The sequence below is a fragment of the Asticcacaulis sp. genome, from assembly GCF_027484505.1.
Lineage (GTDB): Bacteria > Pseudomonadota > Alphaproteobacteria > Caulobacterales > Caulobacteraceae > Asticcacaulis.
Map to the genome: position 1 here is coordinate 48,629 of NZ_JAIXSV010000256.1, position 19,937 is coordinate 68,565.

The 19,937-nt window shown below is 60.5% G+C and carries 19 protein-coding genes; 5 read left to right on the forward strand and 14 right to left on the reverse strand.

Translation table 11 applies throughout. The features are described 5' to 3' along the window. Window positions 1–98: 98 nt before the first annotated feature. Window positions 99–926 carry a tRNA glutamyl-Q(34) synthetase GluQRS gene (gene gluQRS / locus Q0072_RS15110; RefSeq protein WP_298331676.1) on the forward strand — a complete coding sequence of 276 codons (828 nt, stop codon included), beginning with the start codon at window positions 99–101 and terminating at the stop codon, window positions 924–926. Window positions 927–980: 54 nt separating this feature from the next. Here gluQRS and Q0072_RS15115 read toward each other — a convergent pair whose 3' ends face one another. After that, complete coding sequence (locus Q0072_RS15115; RefSeq protein ID WP_013478897.1) at window positions 981–1,184, reverse strand: cold-shock protein; 204 nt, start codon at window positions 1,182–1,184, stop codon at window positions 981–983. Window positions 1,185–1,511: 327 nt separating this feature from the next. Next, window positions 1,512–2,060: a hypothetical protein gene (locus Q0072_RS15120; RefSeq protein ID WP_298331683.1), complete on the reverse strand. Its 549-nt coding sequence runs from the start codon at window positions 2,058–2,060 to the stop codon at window positions 1,512–1,514. Window positions 2,061–2,355: 295 nt separating this feature from the next. On the opposite strand from Q0072_RS15120, the gene Q0072_RS15125 reads away from it, so the two are divergent. After that, window positions 2,356–3,432, forward strand: a complete 1,077-nt coding sequence (locus Q0072_RS15125) for an alpha/beta hydrolase fold domain-containing protein (RefSeq protein ID WP_298331687.1) — start codon at window positions 2,356–2,358, stop codon at window positions 3,430–3,432. 146 nt (window positions 3,433–3,578) lie between these two features. Here the strand turns inward: Q0072_RS15125 and Q0072_RS15130 are convergent, their stop codons facing one another. Continuing rightward, complete coding sequence (locus tag Q0072_RS15130) at window positions 3,579–5,180, reverse strand: AbgT family transporter (RefSeq protein WP_298331689.1); 1,602 nt, start codon at window positions 5,178–5,180, stop codon at window positions 3,579–3,581. Between the two features lie 281 nt (window positions 5,181–5,461). Between Q0072_RS15130 and Q0072_RS15135 the strand changes: the two genes are divergently transcribed. Further along, a complete protein-coding gene (locus tag Q0072_RS15135; RefSeq protein ID WP_298331692.1) occupies window positions 5,462–5,869 on the forward strand; it encodes an RcnB family protein in 408 nt (135 codons plus the stop codon). Between the two features lie 57 nt (window positions 5,870–5,926). Here Q0072_RS15135 and Q0072_RS15140 read toward each other — a convergent pair whose 3' ends face one another. The 10 genes from Q0072_RS15140 to Q0072_RS15185 all read right to left on the reverse strand — a co-directional run bounded on the left by Q0072_RS15140 (window position 5,927) and on the right by Q0072_RS15185 (window position 14,282). Then, entirely contained in the window at window positions 5,927–6,370 is a 444-nt protein-coding gene (locus tag Q0072_RS15140) for an Imm26 family immunity protein (RefSeq protein WP_298331694.1), read from the reverse strand. 78 nt (window positions 6,371–6,448) lie between these two features. Beyond that, window positions 6,449–8,368 (reverse strand): 1-deoxy-D-xylulose-5-phosphate synthase, encoded by a 1,920-nt coding sequence (gene dxs / locus Q0072_RS15145; RefSeq protein ID WP_298331696.1) that lies wholly within the window; start codon window positions 8,366–8,368, stop codon window positions 6,449–6,451. 115 nt (window positions 8,369–8,483) lie between these two features. Then, window positions 8,484–9,143, reverse strand: coding sequence for a hypothetical protein (locus tag Q0072_RS15150; protein WP_298331697.1), 660 nt, complete (start codon window positions 9,141–9,143; stop codon window positions 8,484–8,486). 19 nt (window positions 9,144–9,162) lie between these two features. Beyond that, window positions 9,163–10,071, reverse strand: coding sequence for a polyprenyl synthetase family protein (locus tag Q0072_RS15155; RefSeq protein WP_298331700.1), 909 nt, complete (start codon window positions 10,069–10,071; stop codon window positions 9,163–9,165). Between the two features lie 4 nt (window positions 10,072–10,075). Further along, on the reverse strand, window positions 10,076–10,315 hold the full coding sequence (locus tag Q0072_RS15160) for an exodeoxyribonuclease VII small subunit (RefSeq protein ID WP_298331878.1): 240 nt from the start codon (window positions 10,313–10,315) through the stop codon (window positions 10,076–10,078). Between the two features lie 58 nt (window positions 10,316–10,373). Continuing rightward, entirely contained in the window at window positions 10,374–10,976 is a 603-nt protein-coding gene (locus tag Q0072_RS15165) for a histidine phosphatase family protein (RefSeq protein WP_298331703.1), read from the reverse strand. Window positions 10,977–11,252: 276 nt separating this feature from the next. After that, entirely contained in the window at window positions 11,253–12,485 is a 1,233-nt protein-coding gene (locus Q0072_RS15170; protein WP_298331706.1) for a cyclopropane-fatty-acyl-phospholipid synthase family protein, read from the reverse strand. Between the two features lie 55 nt (window positions 12,486–12,540). Beyond that, a complete protein-coding gene (locus Q0072_RS15175; RefSeq protein WP_298331709.1) occupies window positions 12,541–12,966 on the reverse strand; it encodes a DUF2177 family protein in 426 nt (141 codons plus the stop codon). Between the two features lie 27 nt (window positions 12,967–12,993). After that, window positions 12,994–13,647, reverse strand: coding sequence for a ChrR family anti-sigma-E factor (locus tag Q0072_RS15180; protein ID WP_298331711.1), 654 nt, complete (start codon window positions 13,645–13,647; stop codon window positions 12,994–12,996). After that, window positions 13,644–14,282, reverse strand: coding sequence for a sigma-70 family RNA polymerase sigma factor (locus tag Q0072_RS15185; protein WP_298331714.1), 639 nt, complete (start codon window positions 14,280–14,282; stop codon window positions 13,644–13,646). The genes Q0072_RS15180 and Q0072_RS15185 overlap by 4 nt, the downstream gene beginning before the upstream one ends. Window positions 14,283–14,449: 167 nt before the next feature. On the opposite strand from Q0072_RS15185, the gene Q0072_RS15190 reads away from it, so the two are divergent. Together Q0072_RS15190 and Q0072_RS15195 are read left to right on the forward strand one after the other, a co-directional pair. Continuing rightward, on the forward strand, window positions 14,450–15,829 hold the full coding sequence (locus tag Q0072_RS15190; RefSeq protein WP_298331716.1) for an FAD-dependent oxidoreductase: 1,380 nt from the start codon (window positions 14,450–14,452) through the stop codon (window positions 15,827–15,829). 181 nt (window positions 15,830–16,010) lie between these two features. Then, complete coding sequence (locus Q0072_RS15195) at window positions 16,011–16,850, forward strand: DUF1365 domain-containing protein (protein WP_298331718.1); 840 nt, start codon at window positions 16,011–16,013, stop codon at window positions 16,848–16,850. Between the two features lie 132 nt (window positions 16,851–16,982). On the opposite strand, the gene Q0072_RS15200 is transcribed toward Q0072_RS15195, so the two are convergent. Further along, a complete protein-coding gene (locus Q0072_RS15200; protein ID WP_298331720.1) occupies window positions 16,983–19,856 on the reverse strand; it encodes a TIM-barrel domain-containing protein in 2,874 nt (957 codons plus the stop codon). Between the last annotated feature and the right edge of the window lie 81 nt (window positions 19,857–19,937).

A 19,937-nucleotide genomic window follows, 5' to 3' on the forward strand; every position in this document is an offset into this window, starting at 1 on the left:
CCTTCTAGCTAAGCAGCTTATCCACAAGCTTAGTAAGAACCCGATTCCGTAAAAAGAAAACAGTGAAGTTTGCATGACAGCGTTTATAGGAAGGGCTTATGACCTACCGCATCCGTTTTGCCCCCTCGCCGACCGGTTACCTGCATCTGGGCCACGCCTATGCGGCCCTGACGGCGCTCGAGGCGGCGCGTCAGGCGGGCGGGGAGTTCCTGTTGCGTATCGAAGATATAGACCGCACGCGCTGCCGCCAGGCATACGAGGCGGCGATTTATGAGGATTTGCGTGCGTTGGGTATGGACTGGCCTGAGCCAGTGCTGCGGCAATCCGATCATCTGGCCGACTATGAGGCGGCGCTGGAGACTTTGCGGGCGCGCGGGCTGGTCTATGCCTGTTACAAGACGCGCAAGGAGCTGGCTCAGGCAGCGCAGGGGGCACCGCAGGAAGGCGATGCTGTAGCGGAGAATGGGCCGGCCGATCGCGAACCTTCGTGGCGCCTGTCGCTGGCGGCGGCGCGTGACGCGCTGGGCGCCGAATGGGACCGGCTGGGCTTTGTCGAGACCGGCCACGGTCCGGACGGCGAAACCGGCCCGCAGACGGCGCGGCCTGAGGTCAATGGCGATGTGGTGCTGGGGCGCAAGGATATCGGCGTGGCCTACCATCTGGCGGTGGTTATAGACGATGCGCGGCAGGGCATTACGCACATCCACCGTGGCCACGACCTGTTTGCCGCCACCCATACGCAGGTCTTGCTGCAACGGCTTCTGGGCCTGCCGACGCCGGTCTATCGCCACCATTCCCTGCTGCTCGACGATCAGGGGCGGCGGCTTGCAAAGCGCAAGGGATCAAAAAGCCTGCGCGATTGCCGCATTGAGGGCATGGATGCCAAGGCGATCAAGGCCCTGATCGCGGCGACGCCAAAGGCGTGAAAAAAGCCGCCCCGCGAACGGGACGGCTTTGTTTCAAACGCTAAAACCGATGGCTTACAGCAGTTGCAGATTAACCGCAGCGGTCTTGCCGCGCTCGGTCTGAAGCTCATAGGAGAGCTTCTGACCGTCCGCCAGCCCTTGCAGGCCCGCGCGCTGAACAGCGGTGATGTGGACAAAGACGTCGTTGCCGCCTTCGGCCGGTTGAATAAAACCAAAACCCTTGGTGGCGTTGAACCACTTAACCGTACCTTCGGCCATGTGCTCTCCTTAGTCAAAAGCAGTATCGAGGTGTTCGGGAGCAAATCTCCCCTACAATCGTCGGTCTCGGTAGCGCAGTTTGAGTTCAGGAAAACAGGAATTCCCGTCTCCGAGCAGTCAGCAGCCAGATCACGAATTGCGACAGAGAGTAAGACGCAGCTTTTGAGAGCGGTCAAATAAAAATCCCATATAGACCGCCCCCCGCGGCAATAAATCATCGTTACCGAATTGTGATCTCAAAATTCATTATTAATACTTACTGTGACTGAGCAGAAGTTGCTTGCGCGACAAGGGTATTATTGTGCCAGATGAGACGACCCGGCGCGTTCAGTCGTAACCTTCGGGATAGGGCACGTCCGGGCGGTTATCTGAATAGGCCTTGCGGCTCAGCCGCCAGCGCTTGTCCCCCGTGCGATCCTGATAGCGCCAGAGTTCATAGAGAAGAAGGGTCTGAAGATCACGCCCGGTCAGTAAGCCGACATCCCATTCGCGAAACGCCTTCCAGCACCCGTTTATGTAAAACTTGGTTTTCAAACCGTGCCCGATCCACAACGGCCCGGTCAGCGCATAGCGTTTTCGCAGAAAGCGCACCTCAACCTCTGACCACGGCTTTCCAAAGCGCGGCGTAAAGCCCCTGATCCAGATACGGCGACTGTTGAACACCATCAGGCGACGCCCCAACCGCGTGAACACAGACAGCCACCACAGTCCCCAGACCCTGATCAGGTAGCGCAGACACAGGAGAAGAAGCGGCAGGGTGACGATACCGCCAATAACAAGGCCTGCCTCCCATTGCCCGCTTTGCCGCCACCTCTGCACGGCCTCCCACCACAGCCCGCCACTGAGAGAGAGGCCCCAGCCGCAAAACAAGGACACCGAATGAGGTTCAGGCCTCCTAGCAAGGACACCACACCGTTGCCCCACAGCGTCGTGACCCGGTTCCGCCGCCGGTAAAGCCGCGGCTTGGTATTGTAAAAATCCCCCCGACGCATCGCCCCTCATTGCTCCGTCTTGCTGTTCCGGCTGATCCGACCTAACACTGTAGCAACCCACTGTTTAGAGCGTATTTGGTTCGTGCTGAATCGAAATACGCTCTAAATTTATGGCTTAACGCGCTTTTTATCCAAAAAGTGCGTCACACTTTTTGGAAAGCGCTCTAATCAGGTCACCCATGCGTTTATCGCCACCCCGTCAGTCCGTCCTGAGACGCCTGCTTCTGCGTCAGGTGTTGCGCCTGCCGTTTGCCGTGCTGAAATTCCTGTCCGGCGGCGGCATTGTGCACGTGGATGGGCGCACGCTCGATACGCAGATCACCTTCCTGTGGAAGACCTTTTTCGCGCGCCAGGATCAGCGCACGCCGCTGAGCCTTGTCGGCACCTCGGTCGAAGGGGCGCGCGAAGACTGGCAGGAGGCCGCCGCCCTGATGAGCGTGGGGTCTGAGGTCCGGGTGAAGGTCGAAGCCGCCGGGGATGGCGGGCTGATCAACGGCCAACTCGTGCGGCCGCAACGTATCGACCACAATTCCCCCTTACTGGTGCTGTTCCACGATGGTGGTGGCGTACTGGGTGGGCCGGAACTCAGCCTCGCCTTTGCCAGCCTTCTGGCACATGAGGCGCATTGTCCGGTGTTTTTGCCCGCCTACCGGTTGGCCCCCGAAAATCGCTTTCCGGCGGGGTATGACGACGCGCGTCTGGCGTGGGAGTGGGCGCTGGCCAATCTGGGCCGGTTAGGCGCGAACTCGGGTCAGGCAGCCATCGGCGGCATCGGCATGGGCGGCAATATGGCGGCGCGTCTGTGCCTCGATCTGCGCCGTGATTTCAAGCCCCTGCCCGTGGCGCAGCTTTTGGTCACGCCCCTGCTCGACCTGTCGGACCCGGACCTGAAAACCAGCCGCTTCGCGCGGAGCTGGCCGATCAACGCCGCCGATCTCGATCTCATGATCGGCCACTATGCCGGCGCGGGCACGGGCCTGAGCGACGTCGCCCTGTCGCCCCTGTGCGAAGAGGTGATCAATGGTCAGCCCAAGACCGTAATCGTCTCCGGCGGGCTCGATCCGCTGGCGGCTCAGGCGGAACGCTATGCGCGGCGTCTGATGGAGGGCCGCACCCAGACCCTTTATCGCCGTTATGACACGCTGCCTCTGGGCTTCCCGCTGTTTGCCGGGGTGGTCGATCACGCTCAGGCCGCCGTGCGCGATATGGCGACGCTGTGGCGTGAGCTGACCACGGACACCCCTGACGCGCCTTAATATTTGCGGGACCGCATTTTTGAAAGAACCACAGATTACACAGATGAGATGACGCGCAAAGCGCGTCCGTGAGAAATGACACGGGTCCGAAAGCGACCTCTGATAAAAATAATCTGTGAAATCTGTGGTTTCAAACCTTCACAAGCCTAGCCCGCCGGGGTGTAGTGCACCTGTGCGCCCGGCCCCAGCGGCAGGTCAAGCGCCACCCAGGCCGCCGTCAGGCCGATCCCCGCGACCATGAAACTCAGGGCATAGGGCAGCATCAGGGCCAGCAGAGACCCTACGCCCATGCTCTTGTCCCACCGCCGCGTGAAGGCCAGAATCAACGGGAAATAGGACATCAGCGGCGTCATGATATTGGTATAGCTGTCGCCCATGCGGTAGGCCGCTGTGGTCATTTCCGGCGAGATGCCGACCAGCATGAACATCGGCACCACCACGGGGGCGAGCGCCGACCACTTGGCCGAGGCTGAACCGATAAACAGGTCGAGTATCGAAGAGAACAGCAACACGCTGACCAGCAGGAATGGAGCCGGTAAATTCCACGCCTTGAGGATTTCGGCCCCGTTGATGGCGGTGATCGGCCCCAGCCTTGACCAATTGAACATGGCCACGAAGTGCGCCGCGAAGAAGGCGAAGACCAGATAGGGCGCCAGCGAACGTATCCCCTCGCCCATCATCTTCACCACGTCGTTGTCGGATGTGATGGTCCCGGCTGCGGTGCCAAAGGCGATAGCGGTGGTGATAAACAGCAGGAAAAAGCCCGCGATCAGGGCGGCGTAGAAGGGCTGAAGCTGCGCCGGGCCGCTGGCCTCTTCGTTGATCAGTGGCGTATAGCCGGGCCACAGGGCCAGAGCCGCAAACCCGGCCACCACCAGCACCGCGACGATCCCGGCGCGTTTCAGGCCTTTTGTCTCGGCGGGCGTGATTTCAGACTTGGCCAGTTCGGCCTGCAACTCGGTATCCGGCGAACCACCCCACTTACCGAGGCGCGGCTCGACCACCTTGTCGGTGATAAACCAGGCCACCGGGGTGAACAGGCCGACGATGGCGAGGATGAACCACCAGTTGCCGAGCGGGTTCATCGTCCATGCCGGATCTATGATGCGGGCGGCTTCCTGCGTGAAGCCAAACAGCAGGACGTCGATCTGCCCCGGCGTGATATTGCCTGCATAGCCGCCCGACACGGCGGCAAAGGCGGCGGCGATCCCCACCAGCGGGTGCCGACCGACCGAGGCATAGATCAGCCCGGCCAGAGGAATGAACACCACATAGGCCGCATCCGACGCATGGTGCGACACCATGCCAGTGATGATGACGCACGGGGTCAGGATGGCGCGCGGTGCATTGCGCAGCGAGGAGCGGATCAGCGCCGAAAACAGGCCTGAGCGTTCGGCCACGGCCGCCCCGTACATGATCACAACCACGACGCCCAGCGGCGCAAAGCCGGTCAGGGTCTTGGGCATATCGACCAGCAAACGGCCTATGTTTTCAGCGGTAAACAGGCTGGTCGCCGTATAGGTCACAACGCCATTATCCAGCGTCGCCCAGTGCGGGGCTTCATCGCCGCTGTAGGGGATGGAGGCCGACCAGCCGAAATGCGCGCCGATGGTCGAAAGCACCATCAGCCCAAGGATCAGCCAGACGAAGATCATCACCGGGTCAGGCAGCAGATTGCCGGCTTTTTCGACCAGCCCCAGAAAGCCTTTGGATCGCCGTATGGCGTCTTGCGATTGCGGCTCGATCACCCTGTGCTCCCTTTTACTTTAAAGCCTCAGGTTAGCGAAGGTTTTGCATCTGTAAACCGGGGCCAATGCGTGCAATCGATAGCAATTCACAAAAAACAGAAAGGAGATGAGGGTAGATATGCTTATCAGGCATCGCTCAATGCCCCATCACTTCTTTATCTCAGAGGGGTGGAGGCCGAATACCTTCGCCATATATCCGTTCATGCGCGGTTCAGGCAAGCAGGATTAGTCTGTGATCATAGGTATGGGGCTACACAGGAGAGACCGTTATGAAACGCATAATGACTACGTCCTTGCTGGCTATGATGGCTGGCTCCCTGCTGATGGCTGACGTTGCCGCTGCCCATCCGCGCGACCACGGGCGTCATGACCGCCACGATCGCTATGAGCGGTACGACCGATATGATCGCTATGATCGTTATGACCGTTATGACGACCGGCGCGGGCGCTACGACTCGTACCGCAGCTATGATCGTGGCCGCCACTATGGCTGGCGCGAGCGCTCCGAATGGCGTCGCGGCGGCTACGTTGCCTATCGCGACTGGGACCGCGGCTATGCCATAGATTACCGCCGCCACCGCCACCTCTACGCCCCGCCGCGCGGCTATGAGTGGCGTCAGGTCGATGACCGCTACGTGCTGGCGGCGGTAGCCACGGGCCTGATCGCAGCGATTGTGCTCAGCAACTAAGGCCTTGAATGAGAAACGGCGCTCCAACGGGGCGCCGTTTCCTTTTGTCGTCTATTGTCACTCAGGAATCTTGGGTATCCCAATGGCTTCACTTATATCGTCATCAATACCGAGATAACTCTTAAGGCCCCAACTGCCGCGAAATTTTGTATTCAACAATCTTTGCAACCACGAACTGTTAACACCCGTTTCAGTCACATACTTTTTGCGTAAAATACTCCAAAAAAGATGCGTCCTGAGACGTCGTGATGAGGTTACTTCCATGCGCCCCGCTAGCACAAAATAGCCCCGCTCCCATGCCAGTCTATTGGTCCAGACAGGCGGGACTAGAAGATTGTGAGGACGCAGAGCTTCATAGTCCGGTTCCAGACTGTCAGATTGATCTTTGTAAACATATAGCAGGTTGGCACCCGGCATTGGGCCAGTCTTCGCATCGCAGATAATAACACAACCATGCAGATATTTGCCGTTTGGCAATTGCAGTGCGAAGATGTCGCCCACGGCCAGCGGCTTACGGTTGCGCCTTATGAACTGAAAGTTTGTGGGTGGATAATTTGAAGTTACCACCACAGCCCTTTACTAAACCGCCGCCTTGGCGATATCGGCCTCGCTGAACCCCAGCGCCTTCATGGCCGAGGCGGCAATGCCCTGCGCGTCGAGGCCCGCATCGGCGTACATCTTTTCCGGCTTGTCGTGGTCCTGGAAGCGGTCTGGCAGGGTGAGGGTGCGGATTTTCAGACCGTTATCCAGTGCACCCTCAGCCGCCAGATAGTGCAGCACGAAGGCCCCAAAGCCGCCCATGGCGCCCTCTTCGACCGTGATCAGGCATTCGTGGTGGCGCGCCAACTGAAGGATCAACTCCTTATCCAGCGGCTTGGCGAAACGCGCATCGGCCACCGTGGTCGAAAGCCCGCGCGCACCCAGCAGATCGGCGGCCTTCAAAGCCTCTTGCAAACGCGCCCCCAGCGACAGGATGGCGACCTTTGAGCCTTCGCGCACGATACGTCCGCGCCCGATAGCCAGCGTTTCCGGCACGGCCGGGATTTCGACGCCCACGCCTTCGCCGCGTGGATAGCGGAACGCCGATGGCCCGTCATCATAGGCGGTGGCCGTGGCGATCATGCGCGACAGCTCCGCCTCATCCGATGCGGCCATGATCACCATACCGGGCAGCGTCCCCAGATAGCCGATATCGAATGTCCCGGCGTGGGTCGCTCCATCGGCTCCGACCAGACCGGCGCGGTCGATGGCAAAGCGCACCGGCAGGTCCTGAAGCGCCACATCGTGCGCCACCTGATCGTAACCGCGTTGCAGGAAGGTCGAATAGAGCGCGCAAAACGGCTTCATGCCGTCCGCCGCCAGACCGGCGGCAAAGGTCACGGCGTGCTGTTCGGCGATGCCCACATCATAGCAGCGCGTCGGAAACACCTCGGCAAAGCGGTCAAGCCCCGTGCCAGACGGCATGGCGGCGGTGATGGCCACCACCTTCGGGTCGATCTGCGCCTGCTTGATCAGCTCAGCGGCAAAGACTTCGGTATAGCTGGGGGCATTGGCCTTGGGCTTGGCCTGCTCGCCCGTGATGACGTCGAACTTCGCCACGCCGTGATACTTGTCAGAAGCGGCCTCGGCGGGGGCATAGCCCTTGCCCTTTTGCGTCACCACGTGCACCAGCACCGGGCGGTCGGTGATGCCGCGCACGCGCTTTAAGACCGACAAAAGGTTGTCCATATCGTGCCCGTCGATGGGACCGACGTAATAGAAACCCAGCTCCTCAAAGAAGGTGCCGCCGGTCACGTAGGTGCGCGAAAATTCCTCGCCCTTGCGCACCATCTCAAACAGCGGGCGCGGCAGGCGCTCGGCCACGCTCTTGCCGAAGCGGCGCACCGCCTGATAGGCCCCGCCAGAGACCAGATTGGCCAGATAGGCACTCATGCCGCCCACCGGCGGCGCAATGGACATATCGTTATCGTTGAGGATAACCGTCAGATTCTTCGTGGTTTCGGCGGCATTGTTCATCGCCTCATAGGCCATGCCGGCCGACATCGAGCCGTCACCGATGACCGCCACGACCTTGTTCGTCTCGCCCTTATGGTCGCGCGCCGCGCAGAAGCCCAGCGCCGCCGAAATCGAGGTCGCCGCGTGGGCGGCGCCGAACGGATCATAGGGGCTTTCCGAGCGCTTGGTGAAGCCGCTGAGGCCGCCGCCCTGACGCAGGGTGCGGATACCCTCACGCCGTCCGGTCAGGATCTTGTGCGGATAGCACTGATGCCCGACGTCCCAGATCAGAATATCGCGAGGCGTTTCAAATACATGGTGCAGAGCCACGGTCAGTTCGACCACGCCCAGCGCCGAGCCCAGATGCCCGCCCGTCTTCGACACCACATCAATGGTTTCGGCGCGCACCTCGTCGGCCAGCGTCTTCAGCTCAGCGGCGGACAGATGGCGGATCGCTTCCGGGACCGTCAGCGTGTCCAGGACCGGCGTTTCGGGTTGGGGCATAAGCGGTGCACTCACAGGCCGGATCAGAACCGGCAATGGTTTTCGTCTCTAGCGTAACCGACATAAAACTGCGGCAAGGTTTTGTCCAGCGGAAGGCTTGTATATCCGCCGTGATTTACGCTTCTGGAGAACAAGTCATCGCCATCAGGTCACTGGTATCTGCGATTTGTTTATCGAGCCATTTCTGGTCGCTATCCATGAGTGCGCGTTCCTCTGGCGTCAGCAGGTCTGCATCAATAGATAAAGACTCCTTCAACACCCGCTGAAGCCCCATTAGCGCCGTCAATGACTGAAGAGACGCCCGACAAACCTTCTTCCGATCTTTTGTCTCCATTGCCGCCTCTAACGCTTTGATGGAGGCCTGATAATCGTCCCGGAAGCGTTGACCATCAGCAAAAATCTGCGCCTCGCGCCCCTTGTTTTCGGCCCGACGGCAGGCGCGTTTTTGCGCCGTGATGTAGTTTTCACGCAAACGAGACATAACCGAAAGATCATCATTCAAAACAGAGACATCACTACCTTTGGCTTTAAGCTGATCAGTATTCGCTTTCAGCTTCGTCTCGGCTTCCTGAATTTTAACCAGATCACGTCCGGCATCCGCACAGGTTTTGGCATAACCTGTCGAAGTGAAATCTGCGCTGTCTTCAATAAACGCTGACAAAAAACTTTCAAATTCGCTATGCGATTGCTCAACGCTGAGAACCGGCGGCGCCGCTTCCGCCGAAGCCGCCATAACCACAATAGCGACTAAACAAATCCCCCAGTATTTCATCATCCCCCCACCTCTTTAAGGTTTAGCTCTGCCGTTTCAGCACAAAATCCACGCTGTCGCGCAGGATGTCGGCATCGCTCCCGAAAATATCCAACCGCGCCTTGCACTGTTCGGACAGGAGCCGCACCCGCGCCTTGGCCTCATCTAAACCCAATAGAGTAACGAAATTAGTCTTGCCCTTGGCCGCGTCCTTGCCTCCCGCCGCCTTGCCCAGCAGGTCCGGATCGCCTTCGACGTCCAGAAGATCATCGGCAATCTGATAGGCCAGCCCCAGATCCTGCGCGAAATGGATCAGGGCATTGGCTTCCTTTTCCGGGGCATCGGCAATAATAATCGGAATTTCAAAGGCATGGACAATCAACGCGCCGGTCTTCATGCGCTGCATCCGCGCCACACCGCCCAGATCATCGGACACGCCGATCAGGTCGATCATCTGACCGCCGGCCATGCCCTGCGCACCCGACGCCAGAGCCAGCCGCGAGATCAGTTCCACCCGCACGCGCGGGTCTTCGTGGGTATCTTCAGAGGCCAGAATCTCAAACGCCACCGTCTGAAGCGCGTCCCCGGCCAGCACCGCCGTCGCCTCATCATAGGCGCGGTGCACGGTCAGTTGCCCACGGCGAATATCGTCATCGTCCATGCACGGCAGGTCGTCATGCACCAGCGAATAGGCGTGGATACATTCCAGCGCGCACGCCGCCCGCAGCACGGCCTGAGAATCCGCATCGAACAGACGCCCGGTTTCCAGTGCAAAAAACGGCCGCAGCCGCTTGCCCGGCCCCAGCGCGGCATAGCGCATGGCCTCGGTCAGGCGCGATTCAAACCCTTCGGCACGCGGCAAAAGCTCATCGAGCGCCATCGTCACCAGATCGGCGGTCTCCTGCATCCGTTCATGCAGAGGCGGCAGGTCGGAATTGGCGGCAACCGGCATCACCTCAGTTGAACTCCGCCGGAGCCGTGCCTTCGACCTGACCGGTCTTGGACAGGGTGATCTTTTCGACCTGAAGGCGGGCGGCCTCTAGACGGTCTTCGCATAGCGCCTTCAGGGCCGCGCCGCGTTTATAGAGTTCCAGCGACTTTTCCAGCGGGGCCTGACCGGACTCAAGTTCCGCCACGATGCGCTCAAGCTGGGCCAGCGCGTCCTCAAAAGACAAAGTTTCGGCGGGTTCGGTCATCATTGGCCTTTCGTTACGCAATCAGGGTACGGAGGAGGGCGGCGTTCAGCAAGGCCACTCAGGCGCGTCGCTCATAGCGGCGGCAGCCCCAGTACTTAAACCCCTGCTCGCAGGTTTGGCTATAGCCTAATTTTCCCAATTCGAGCGAAATCATCCAGTTGAAATAGCCGTGCGCCAGAAGCAGCACGTCTTCGCCCGTCTGCGCCTTGTCGTGCAGCAGGCGCGCGGCCTGTGCGGCGCGGGCCTCGGCCTGTTTGCGCGTTTCCTCGCCCGCGTGATGATTGAAGGCCCACCACCAGAAGCGCGAAATCCCGCCCCAGTATTTGGGCGAAAAGGTCAAAAAAGTCGGAAAATTCGGTGGCGGCAGAGGCGCTTCTATAAACAGATCGAGCGATTCAAAGGGCTTGCCCTTGCAAACCGCGCGCGCCGTTTCGATGGAGCGTTGCAGGGTCGAGGAATAGACAAAGCCCGCCTCTTGCGCCCATTTGACCAGTTGCGGCGGCGGAATTTGGCCTTCCAGCAGCCCGGCCAGCGTATACCGCCCCCACCAGTCGCGATAGCCGGCCGCCGTCAGCTTGACGCGCCGCGACAGGGCCGGTTCGCCGTGCCGCACGAGGGTGATTGCCCCGTTTTGCTTCTGCGCTGTGCCGCCCTTGGCCAAACCGCTGCCTCTCTAATACTAACGGCCGAAGATGCTGACGCATCCGGCCGTTAAAAAAACTCGCGAATGTCTTGTATGTATCAAAGGCATAAGACATTCGCGAAACGAATACCAAGAGTCATTTTCAATGACACTTCGTATAACAGGAATCGCAAACGATTCCGGCTCCGTTTCAGTGAGAGGTTTGGTAGCCCGCCCCTTGGGGGGAGACAAGTGATTAAATGCGTCCTGCACAGGCGGCAGGGGACGCACCGGACCGGCAGGATGCCGGGTGGGTCAGGCCTTCTGAAGCGCGAAATGCACCACGTCGGTGCGCTCGGTGCGGAAGCCCGCTTCGCAATAGGCCAGATAAAACAGCCACATCTTGCGGAAAGCTTCATCGAAGCCGCTGATGCGCCCCTCGCCCCAGGCCGCATCGAAGCGCCGCGCCCACATATTCAGCGTGCGGGCATAGTCGTGGCCGAACGACTGATCCGACAGGACCGACAGACCGGCCTTGGCGCTGTGGCTGCGCAGCTTGGACGGCGACGGTAACATGCCGCCGGGGAAGATATAGCGCTGGATGAAGTCCGGGCGCTGACGGTAATCTTCGAACAGCTCGTCGCGGATGGTGATGATTTGCAGCGCCGCCTTACCGCCGGGCTTGAGGCCCTCCGACACTTTGCGGAAATAGGTGTCCCAGTATTCCATCCCCACCGCCTCGAACATCTCGATAGAGACGATGGCATCGTATTCGCCCGTCACATCGCGGTAGTCGAGCAGCTTGATTTCCACCTTATCGGACAGGCCCAGCCGCTGCATACGCGCGACCGCATAGTCGTGCTGCGATGGCGAAATGGTCAGGCAGGTGGCCCTGGCACCCATCCTGGCGGCGTATTCGGCGAAGCCGCCCCAGCCACAGCCGATTTCCAGCACGTGCTGCCCCGGCTTGAGATCGACCAGTCGCGCCAGCGCGGCGTATTTGGCCGTTTGCGCGGGCTCAAGGTCTTCGGTGCCTTTGAACAGGGCGGACGAATAGGTCATGGTGGCATCCAGCCACTCGGAATAGAAGGCGTTGCCCAGATCGTAATGGGCAAAGATATTGCGCCGCGACCCTTCCTTAGTGTTGCGGTTGAAGCTGTGCAGCAGACGACTCATCATCTGCATGAAGGGGTTGCCGATAAAGAAGCGCGTCAGGCGGTCGATGTTCAGCGTGAACACTTCGAGCAGGTCCGGCAGGTCGGGCGTATCCCACTCCCCGGCCACATAACCATCGGCAAAACCGACATCGCCGGCCGACAGGACGCGACGGAGGAAGCGGAAATCGTTGACCTTAAGGACGCCGTGCGGGCCGGGCTCACGCCCGCGGATTTCAAACGGCGTGCCGTTCGGCAGAATGATGTCGAGATTGCCGCGGTGCCAGTTGTGGCGCAGCGTCTTGAGCGGCTGCCGCAGGGCCTTGGGCACCACATGCAGGTCGGCGCTTTTGGCTACGAAATGGGGACCAAGGGATGTCGAGGTGCTGGACATAGGGCCGCCTCCGTCTGAGTTTCTTATTATAATGAAAACGCGCGCTGCAAAAAGTCTATATCTTGAGCAGCCGCCCGGCGAACACGACCAGATGCGACGCGACGGTCGTCAGCACCGCCCCCCAGATCATGTCGATCACCACCAGTTTGAGGGACCAGTCGCGGATCACGGCCATCGCCGTCAGATTATAGGTGCCATAGGCCATCAGCCCCAGCAGGGCCGCGCTGACCGTCAGTGACCATCCGGCGGGCAGACCCTGCATCGGCAACTGTCCGGACAGGGCCGGAAAGGTGAGAAACCACGTCACACCAAGGCCGTAAAGCAGATAGAAGGCTATGGCAGCGGGCATGTTGATGCGCGGGGCCATCAGGTCGCCCATCAGCGGCTTGTACAAAGGACCGGCGGTAAGGGTCAGCCATACGGTGTCAATGACCGCGAAGGCGATAAGTGTCAGGACGAGCGCGCTCAGAAACATCTTCATGCCTCACCTTTGGGAATGTGGGTCGGATCAGATACGCGCGAACGGCTGCAACAGTTTACCCAAAAGCGTCTTCGGCGCGATGGGCGCGTTTGCCGCGATCAGGCACAGGCAATCGTCCGCCGCGATCAGGGGCGAATGGTGATCCCCTTCGTCGCACGACACGCAATCGCCGGGATGATAGGCCCCGCGATCGTCGCTGAAACAGCCGCTGAGGACCAGCGTCATCTCCAGCCCCTGATGGTCGTGGACCGGCATCTGCATCCCGCCCTTGACGTGCATCAGATAGGTCAGACCGCGCCCGTCCTTCGGGGCGTCAAGATGCGCCATCCACACGCCGGGCGCGCCCCAGTAGCGCGGCTTGAAGGCCGCCGCGCGCACAGCTTCCGGCAGTTCAATACCCTTAAGATAGGCGGGCAGTTCGGGCGCAACGCGCGGCTCAGGGGCCTCTTCGGGGCGCTCGATACGCGCCAGCGCCAATTCCAGCGCGTCATCGGCCATATCGACCGGCACGATGTCTTCCAGCATCGACGCGCCGATGGCATCAAACAGGCGCAGAGACGTGCGACAATGCGGGCACATTTCCAGGTGCGTTTCGACCAGCAGGGACTGACCGGCGTTCAGACGGCCACGGTGGTAGTCGAGCAGTATAACCTCATCGAGGTGGTGACTGATGGACGTCATACGCTTTTACTTTCAGTTCGCATTTCAAAAGCCGCCCGCAGCCGCAGAAGCGCCAGCCGAAGACGTGATTTCACGGTCCCCAGAGGGATGGACAGGGCCTGCGCGATGTCGCCATGCGACAGGTCCTCAAAAAACGACAGCCGCACCACTTCGCGCTGTTCCGGCGACAGGGTCTGCATCAGGACGCCGATGGTTTTGGCGTCCTGCACCCCGATCAGGTGTGTATCCGGGGCCTGTTCCGGCTCCGGGGCCCACAAATCTTCCGGCAGGGTTTGCGCCCGCTTCTGCTTGCGCACGCCGTCGATATGCAGATTACGCGCGATGGAATAGATCCACGTCGTCGCCGACGCCTTGGACGGATCAAAGTAGGAGGCCTTGCGCCACACATTCAGCAGGGCATCCTGCGCCAGATCTTCGGCTTCGATGGCGGTCAGACCGCGCCCCATCATGAAAGCCTTGAGTTTGGGCGCGTATTGACTGAACAGTTGCGCATAGGCCGCACGGTCACGCCCTTCGGCGATGCGTAAAATCAGGGCTTCGGGCACACCCACGGGACGCCCTCCCCGGCTCAGGCCAGTCTCTGCGACGATCATACGCGCAGAAGACCCGATTAAATCGTCGCGGTCAAAGGACATTTGAGGCCGCCCGTAAAGAGTCGATGTGGACTTGGCTGTGGTCATGAGGCTTCTACGCCGCGGCCACAGGTTTGGATGAATCAGAATAGTATTTCCGGAAACTCAGATAGGATGATCCAGCGCCCGACCCCCGGCGTAAGCGTTGAAGCATATATAAGGATACAAGAATGTACGACGCCAGCCGCGCCACCCCGGACATTTCCCGCCGCCCCCGTATCGCCATTGTGGGCACAGGGATTTCCGGCTTATCCGCCGCTTGGCATCTCCATCCGCACGCCGACATCACGGTGTTTGAAAAAGAAGACCGCCCCGGCGGCCACAGCCACAGCGTCAATATCGGCAGCGCCGAAACGCCTCTGTGGGTCGATATGGGCTTTATCGTCTTCAATACGCCCTGCTACCCCAATCTGACGGCCCTGCTCGACTATATCGGCGCGCCGCATCAGTCTTCTGACATGTCGTTCGGTGTCTCCATCGACAAGGGGCGTCTGGAATACGCCTCGGTGTCCTTAGCCGGGCTTCTGGCGCAATGGGGCAATGTGGTGCGCCCGCGTTTCCTGCGCCTGATGTGGGACTTGGTGCGCTTCTACAAGACCGCCCCGCTTGATCACAAGGCGCGTCAGGATGAGCGTCTGACACTGGGCGAGTATCTGATCAGCCGGCGTTATTCGCGGCCTTTTATCGAGGACCATCTGGTGCCGCAGGCCGCCGCCATCTGGTCCACCTCAGCCGCTGAGGTAATGGACTATCCCTTCCGCGCCTTCATGAACTTCTTTGAGAACCACGGCCTTTTGAAGCTCAATCTGGCCGAACGCATCCAGTGGCGCACGGTCACCGGCGGGTCTCAGGCCTATGTTAAGCGCCTGATCGAACCCTTCAAACACCGCATCCGCACCGGCTGTGGCATTATAAAGGCCGAACGCCACGCCAGCGGCGTCACCCTGACCGATACGCAAGGCGAGAGTCATCACTTTGACGAGGTGGTGTTCGCCACCCACGCCCACGACACCCTGCGTATATTGGGTGACAATGCCACGTCGCAGGAACGTGAGGTGCTGTCGGCCTTCCGCTACACCGACAACGAAGTGGTGATGCACACCGACGCCAGCCTGATGCCACGCCGCCGCCACGCCTGGGCGAGCTGGAACTATATTGGTCGCAAGGACGAGATGACGGCGGGGCGTATGCTGTGCGTCACCTACTGGATGAACCTGCTGCAAAACCTGCCCGGTCAGGACGTCTTTGTGACGCTCAACCCCGTCACGCCGATTGCCGAAGACAAGGTCATCAAGCGCATGACGTTCGACCACCCCCTGTTCGATCAAGCCGCCATCGCCGCCCAGACGCAGTTGGGAGGCTTACAGGGCGTCAACCGCACCTGGTTTTGCGGGGCCTATTTCGGCGCGGGCTTCCACGAGGACGGCCTGCAATCGGGTCTGGCCGTCGCTGAGGCCATCAGCGGCGTTTCGCGCCCGTGGGCCTTTGACTGGAGCCGCTCACGCATCTTCTGGCAACCGGCCCGCGCCCTGCTGGAGGCGGCGGAATGAAGGGGAGCCTTTCCCTCTCCTCCCTGTCGCGCAGCGATGGGGAGGTGGCGCTGCGGCGCGACCGCGACGCCGTGACGGAGGGGGGTGACGCCCAAGGTCTGCGCCCTCTCTGTCTTTGGGAGTCATCCCCTTCCGATATTTCCGCAACACTCAAATTCGCGGCACAGGGAGAAGACAGGACATGAAAACCGCCCTCTATGCCGGCCCCGTCATGCACCACCGCTTTGCCCCAAAAGTGCACCATCTGGAATATTCGGTGTTTCAGATCCTCTTCGATCTCGATCATCTTGAGCAAACCCTGAAACCGTTAAAGACGCTGGGCCTCAACCGCTTCAACCTGCTGGGTTTTTATGAGCGTGACCACGGCCCGGTTAGGCGCGACACCGCCACGCCGCTGCGCGAGCGGATCATCGCCTTTCTGACGCCACAGGGCCTTTATGAGGCGGGTGACCGGCTGTTCCTGCTGGCCATGCCACGCGTTCTGGGCTTCGTTTTCAACCCAATCAGTCTCTATTTCGTCGAAAAGGCCGATGGCGACCTGCGCGCCGTGGTCTATCAGGTGAATAACACCTTTGGCGACCGCCACTGCTACGTCCTGCCGGTGCAGGACAAGGGCCGGCTGCATCAGGCGGCGGACAAGCGGCTGCACGTCTCGCCGTTCATGGATATGGACATGGCCTACAGCTTTGACCTGACACCGCCGGAGGCACGCTTTGGCCTGCGCATCCTACTGGAGCAGATTCGCCCCGAAGGCCGCGAAAAAATGCTGGTGGCCAGCTTCAACGCCCAACGCGAGACGTTGAGCGACCGGGTGCTGATGAAATACTTCCTCACCATGCCGCTGATGACCCTGAAGGTCGTGTGGGGCATACACTGGGAAGCGCTGAAAATCTGGCTCAAGGGCGTCAAATACCGCCCCGGCCCCAAGGACGCCCCGGCGGTATTTAGCGTAGGAGAGCCTCTCCCCTCTTCCTACGCCCCCGGCGTGCCGGGAGAGGTGGCACCGCGCGAAGCGCGGTGACGGAGGGGGGCGTCGCGACTGTTTCAACGCATACTGCGATTTCGTCGAGCCAAAGAAGCCACCACCACCATCTGCGCTTCGCTTGATGGTCTCCCTCCCCGCCAAAGGCAGGAAGGGAGAAGACACAAGCACTTACGGCCGTTTCACCTTCACCGCATTGCCCGAATAGGCCACGCTGATGGCCGGGGCATCGAAGTCGGTCGTCTTGTCGCCCGCCTTCAGGAAGCGTACCTTGAAGGTCCGCGCCGCGACCATCTTGTCGTACTGGCCAGTGCGGGCCCCGATGGTCAGTTCGCCGGTTTTATCGTTATAGCTGAACGGGATACGGGTGAACTTGCCCTTCTCATAGCCATTCGACACGCCATCATCCTCATAGAGGCTGTAGCGGCCATCGGCACCCGTATAGACATTGATCGTCAGCGGGGCGTCGGGCTTTTCATCGACATACTGCATGACCGGGCCCATGGGCAGGATCGACCCCGCCTTGACGAACAGCGGCAACTGATCGAGCGGCGCCGCGACGGTCTGGGTCTGACCGCCCTTCACCGTCTCGCCCGTATAGGCGTTGTACCAATTGGCACCCGCCGGGAAATAGACGCTGCGTGAGGTCGCCTGATACGTCGTAACCGGCGCGACGAGGATCGACTTGCCGAACATATAGGCGTCCTTGACGTCCTTACCCCTGGCATCCGTCGGGAAGTCCAGCGCAAAGCCGCGCATGATCGGAGCGGACTCGTAATGGGCGTCCGCGGCCGCCGAATAGATGTACGGCATCAGGCGGTAACGCAGCTCAAGGAACCACACCATATTGGCGCGCATGGGCGAACCCGGCGGTGAGATTTCGTGGATTTCGCGCTTCACGCCTTCGCCGTGCGAGCGGAACAGCGGCGAGAAGGCCCCGAACTGCCACCAGCGCTGGTTCAGCTCACGCCATTCCTTCAGGTCCTCAGCCGTACCTGTGCCACCGGCGGCGCGGTTTTCCTGAAGCCCGCCGACATCCTTGCCCTGAAAGCGCGTTTCCTGCGCATAGCCGCCGATGTCGTGCGTCCAGTTGGGCACGCCGGAGAAGCCGGTCTGCACACCCGCCGAAATCTGATCGTACAGATTGTCCCAGGTGCCGACGACATCCCCCGACCACAGGGCGGCGGCGTTGCGTTGCACGCCGGCAAAGCCCGAACGGGTCAGGATGAACTGACGCTTGTCCGGCTGATCGGCCTTAAGCCCCTCATAGACGGCCTGAGAACTCATGGTCGAATAGGCGTTGTGGACCAGCGCGCCCGGCCCCATCTGGGTCGGGGTGATAAGCTCGGCAAATTCCTCCGGGCTGGTGTTGGAACGCACGTCCGGCTCGGTATTGTCCATCCACCAGGCGTCGAAGCCGTACTTGGCCAGACCTTCCTTCATCTGGCGGTAGTAGATGTCGCGCGCTTCCTGATTATAGGGCGAATAGTGGCTGTTGAGATAGCCCGGCCCCACCCAGTCCTTGGCCCCCAGCTCGACATTGCGGCGCCACATATAGCCCTTGGCGTCCAGCTCCTTATAGTTGTCGGTATTGGGATAGAACTTGCCCCAGATCGAGATCATGATGCGGGCGTTCTGCTTGTGCACCTCATCGACCAGCTTTTGCGGATCGGGGAAGCGAACGGGATCGAAGGTGTGGCTGCCCCACTGGTCTTCAGGCCAGTAGAACCAGTCCTGCACGATATTGTCAATCGGCCACTTGTTGTCGCGATAGGTCTTGAGCACCCCCAGAAGCTGATCCTGCGTCTCGTAGCGCTGGCGCGACTGCCAGAAGCCATAGGCCCACTTCGGCATCATCGGCGGCTTACCCGTCACGGTGTGATAGCCGGAAATGACGCCGTCGAGGCTGTCGGCGGAGATGAAATAATAGGTCAGGCCCGTGCCCGCCTCAGAGGTGAAGCGCAGCGAGTGCTTGTCGGCCGCCGGTTCCGGATTGGAATGGTGCAATGAGATCAGGCCGCCCGACGGCAGCCACTCGACGTGGAATTTGACCGGCTTGTTTTTGGCGAAGGTCTGCTCGAAATTATTGTACCAGGCGTTCCAGCCCATACGCCAGATGCCGTGGTCGAAGATCGTCTTGCCATCGACCTTCATCGTCACATAGTCGGAGGCAAACAGGCGCATCTTGTGCACGCCCGGCGTGTCTGAGGTGGCCGAGCCTTCCCAGACGACCTTGACGGTTTTGCCCGTCGTCGCCGCCTTGCTCAGGGCCGGATCGGTCGGCCAGTGCTTATCGACATCGCTCAGGAACTGATAGCGGATGTCGGGCTCAACGCGCGTCAGGATCAGCTTGTCATCGACATAGTATTTGGCGGTCAGGCCTTTGGAGCCATCGAGCGCGGTCAGTTTCAGATCGCGGCTGGCCAGACCAAACCGCACCGGATTGCCAAAGCGCGTGACCGAATTGTTGTCCCACAACACGCCATAATTCTTGTCCGACACCACGAAGGGGATGCCGATATCCATATTATGCTGGCGCAGCTCGATGTCTTCGCCATTGAGGTTCATCTGGGCGTTCTGGTGCTGCCCCAGACCGTAGAAGGCCTCGGTCGTGCCGGGGTTGAACTGGGCGCTGGTGGCGACATAGGATTTACCCTCGACCGTCACCGGCGTGATGGCGCTCTTGACCTCTTTCAGGACCGGCTGGCCCTTGGCGTTGAAGAAGGTGATGCGCCCGGTCGTCAGGTCCACCTGCGCCGAGGCGGCAGCGGCCTTCACCGTGACACTTCCTTTGCCGTCGGTCACCGTGAACTTGCCTTCCGGCTTGGCTACCGCCATCAGCGACGGCAGTTGTTCGCGCGCCGGGTCATCGACGCCCACCACCTGAATGACCGAGTCGCTGATGACATTGAGGCGGATTTCCTTCGCGGTGCTGGTGTCCGGCTTGACCACAATGCCGGTATCGGTGCGGCTGTAGGTCCCGGCCAGCGCCGTGGAGGCCATCAGGGCGACGGCCAACGTCGAGGCGTAGATATAGGGTTTCATCTGTCTTCTCCCGAATATCTCTTCTCCCTTGAGGGAGAAGGTGGCGCGTCAGCGCCGGATGAGGGGGGCGTTCGGGACGGC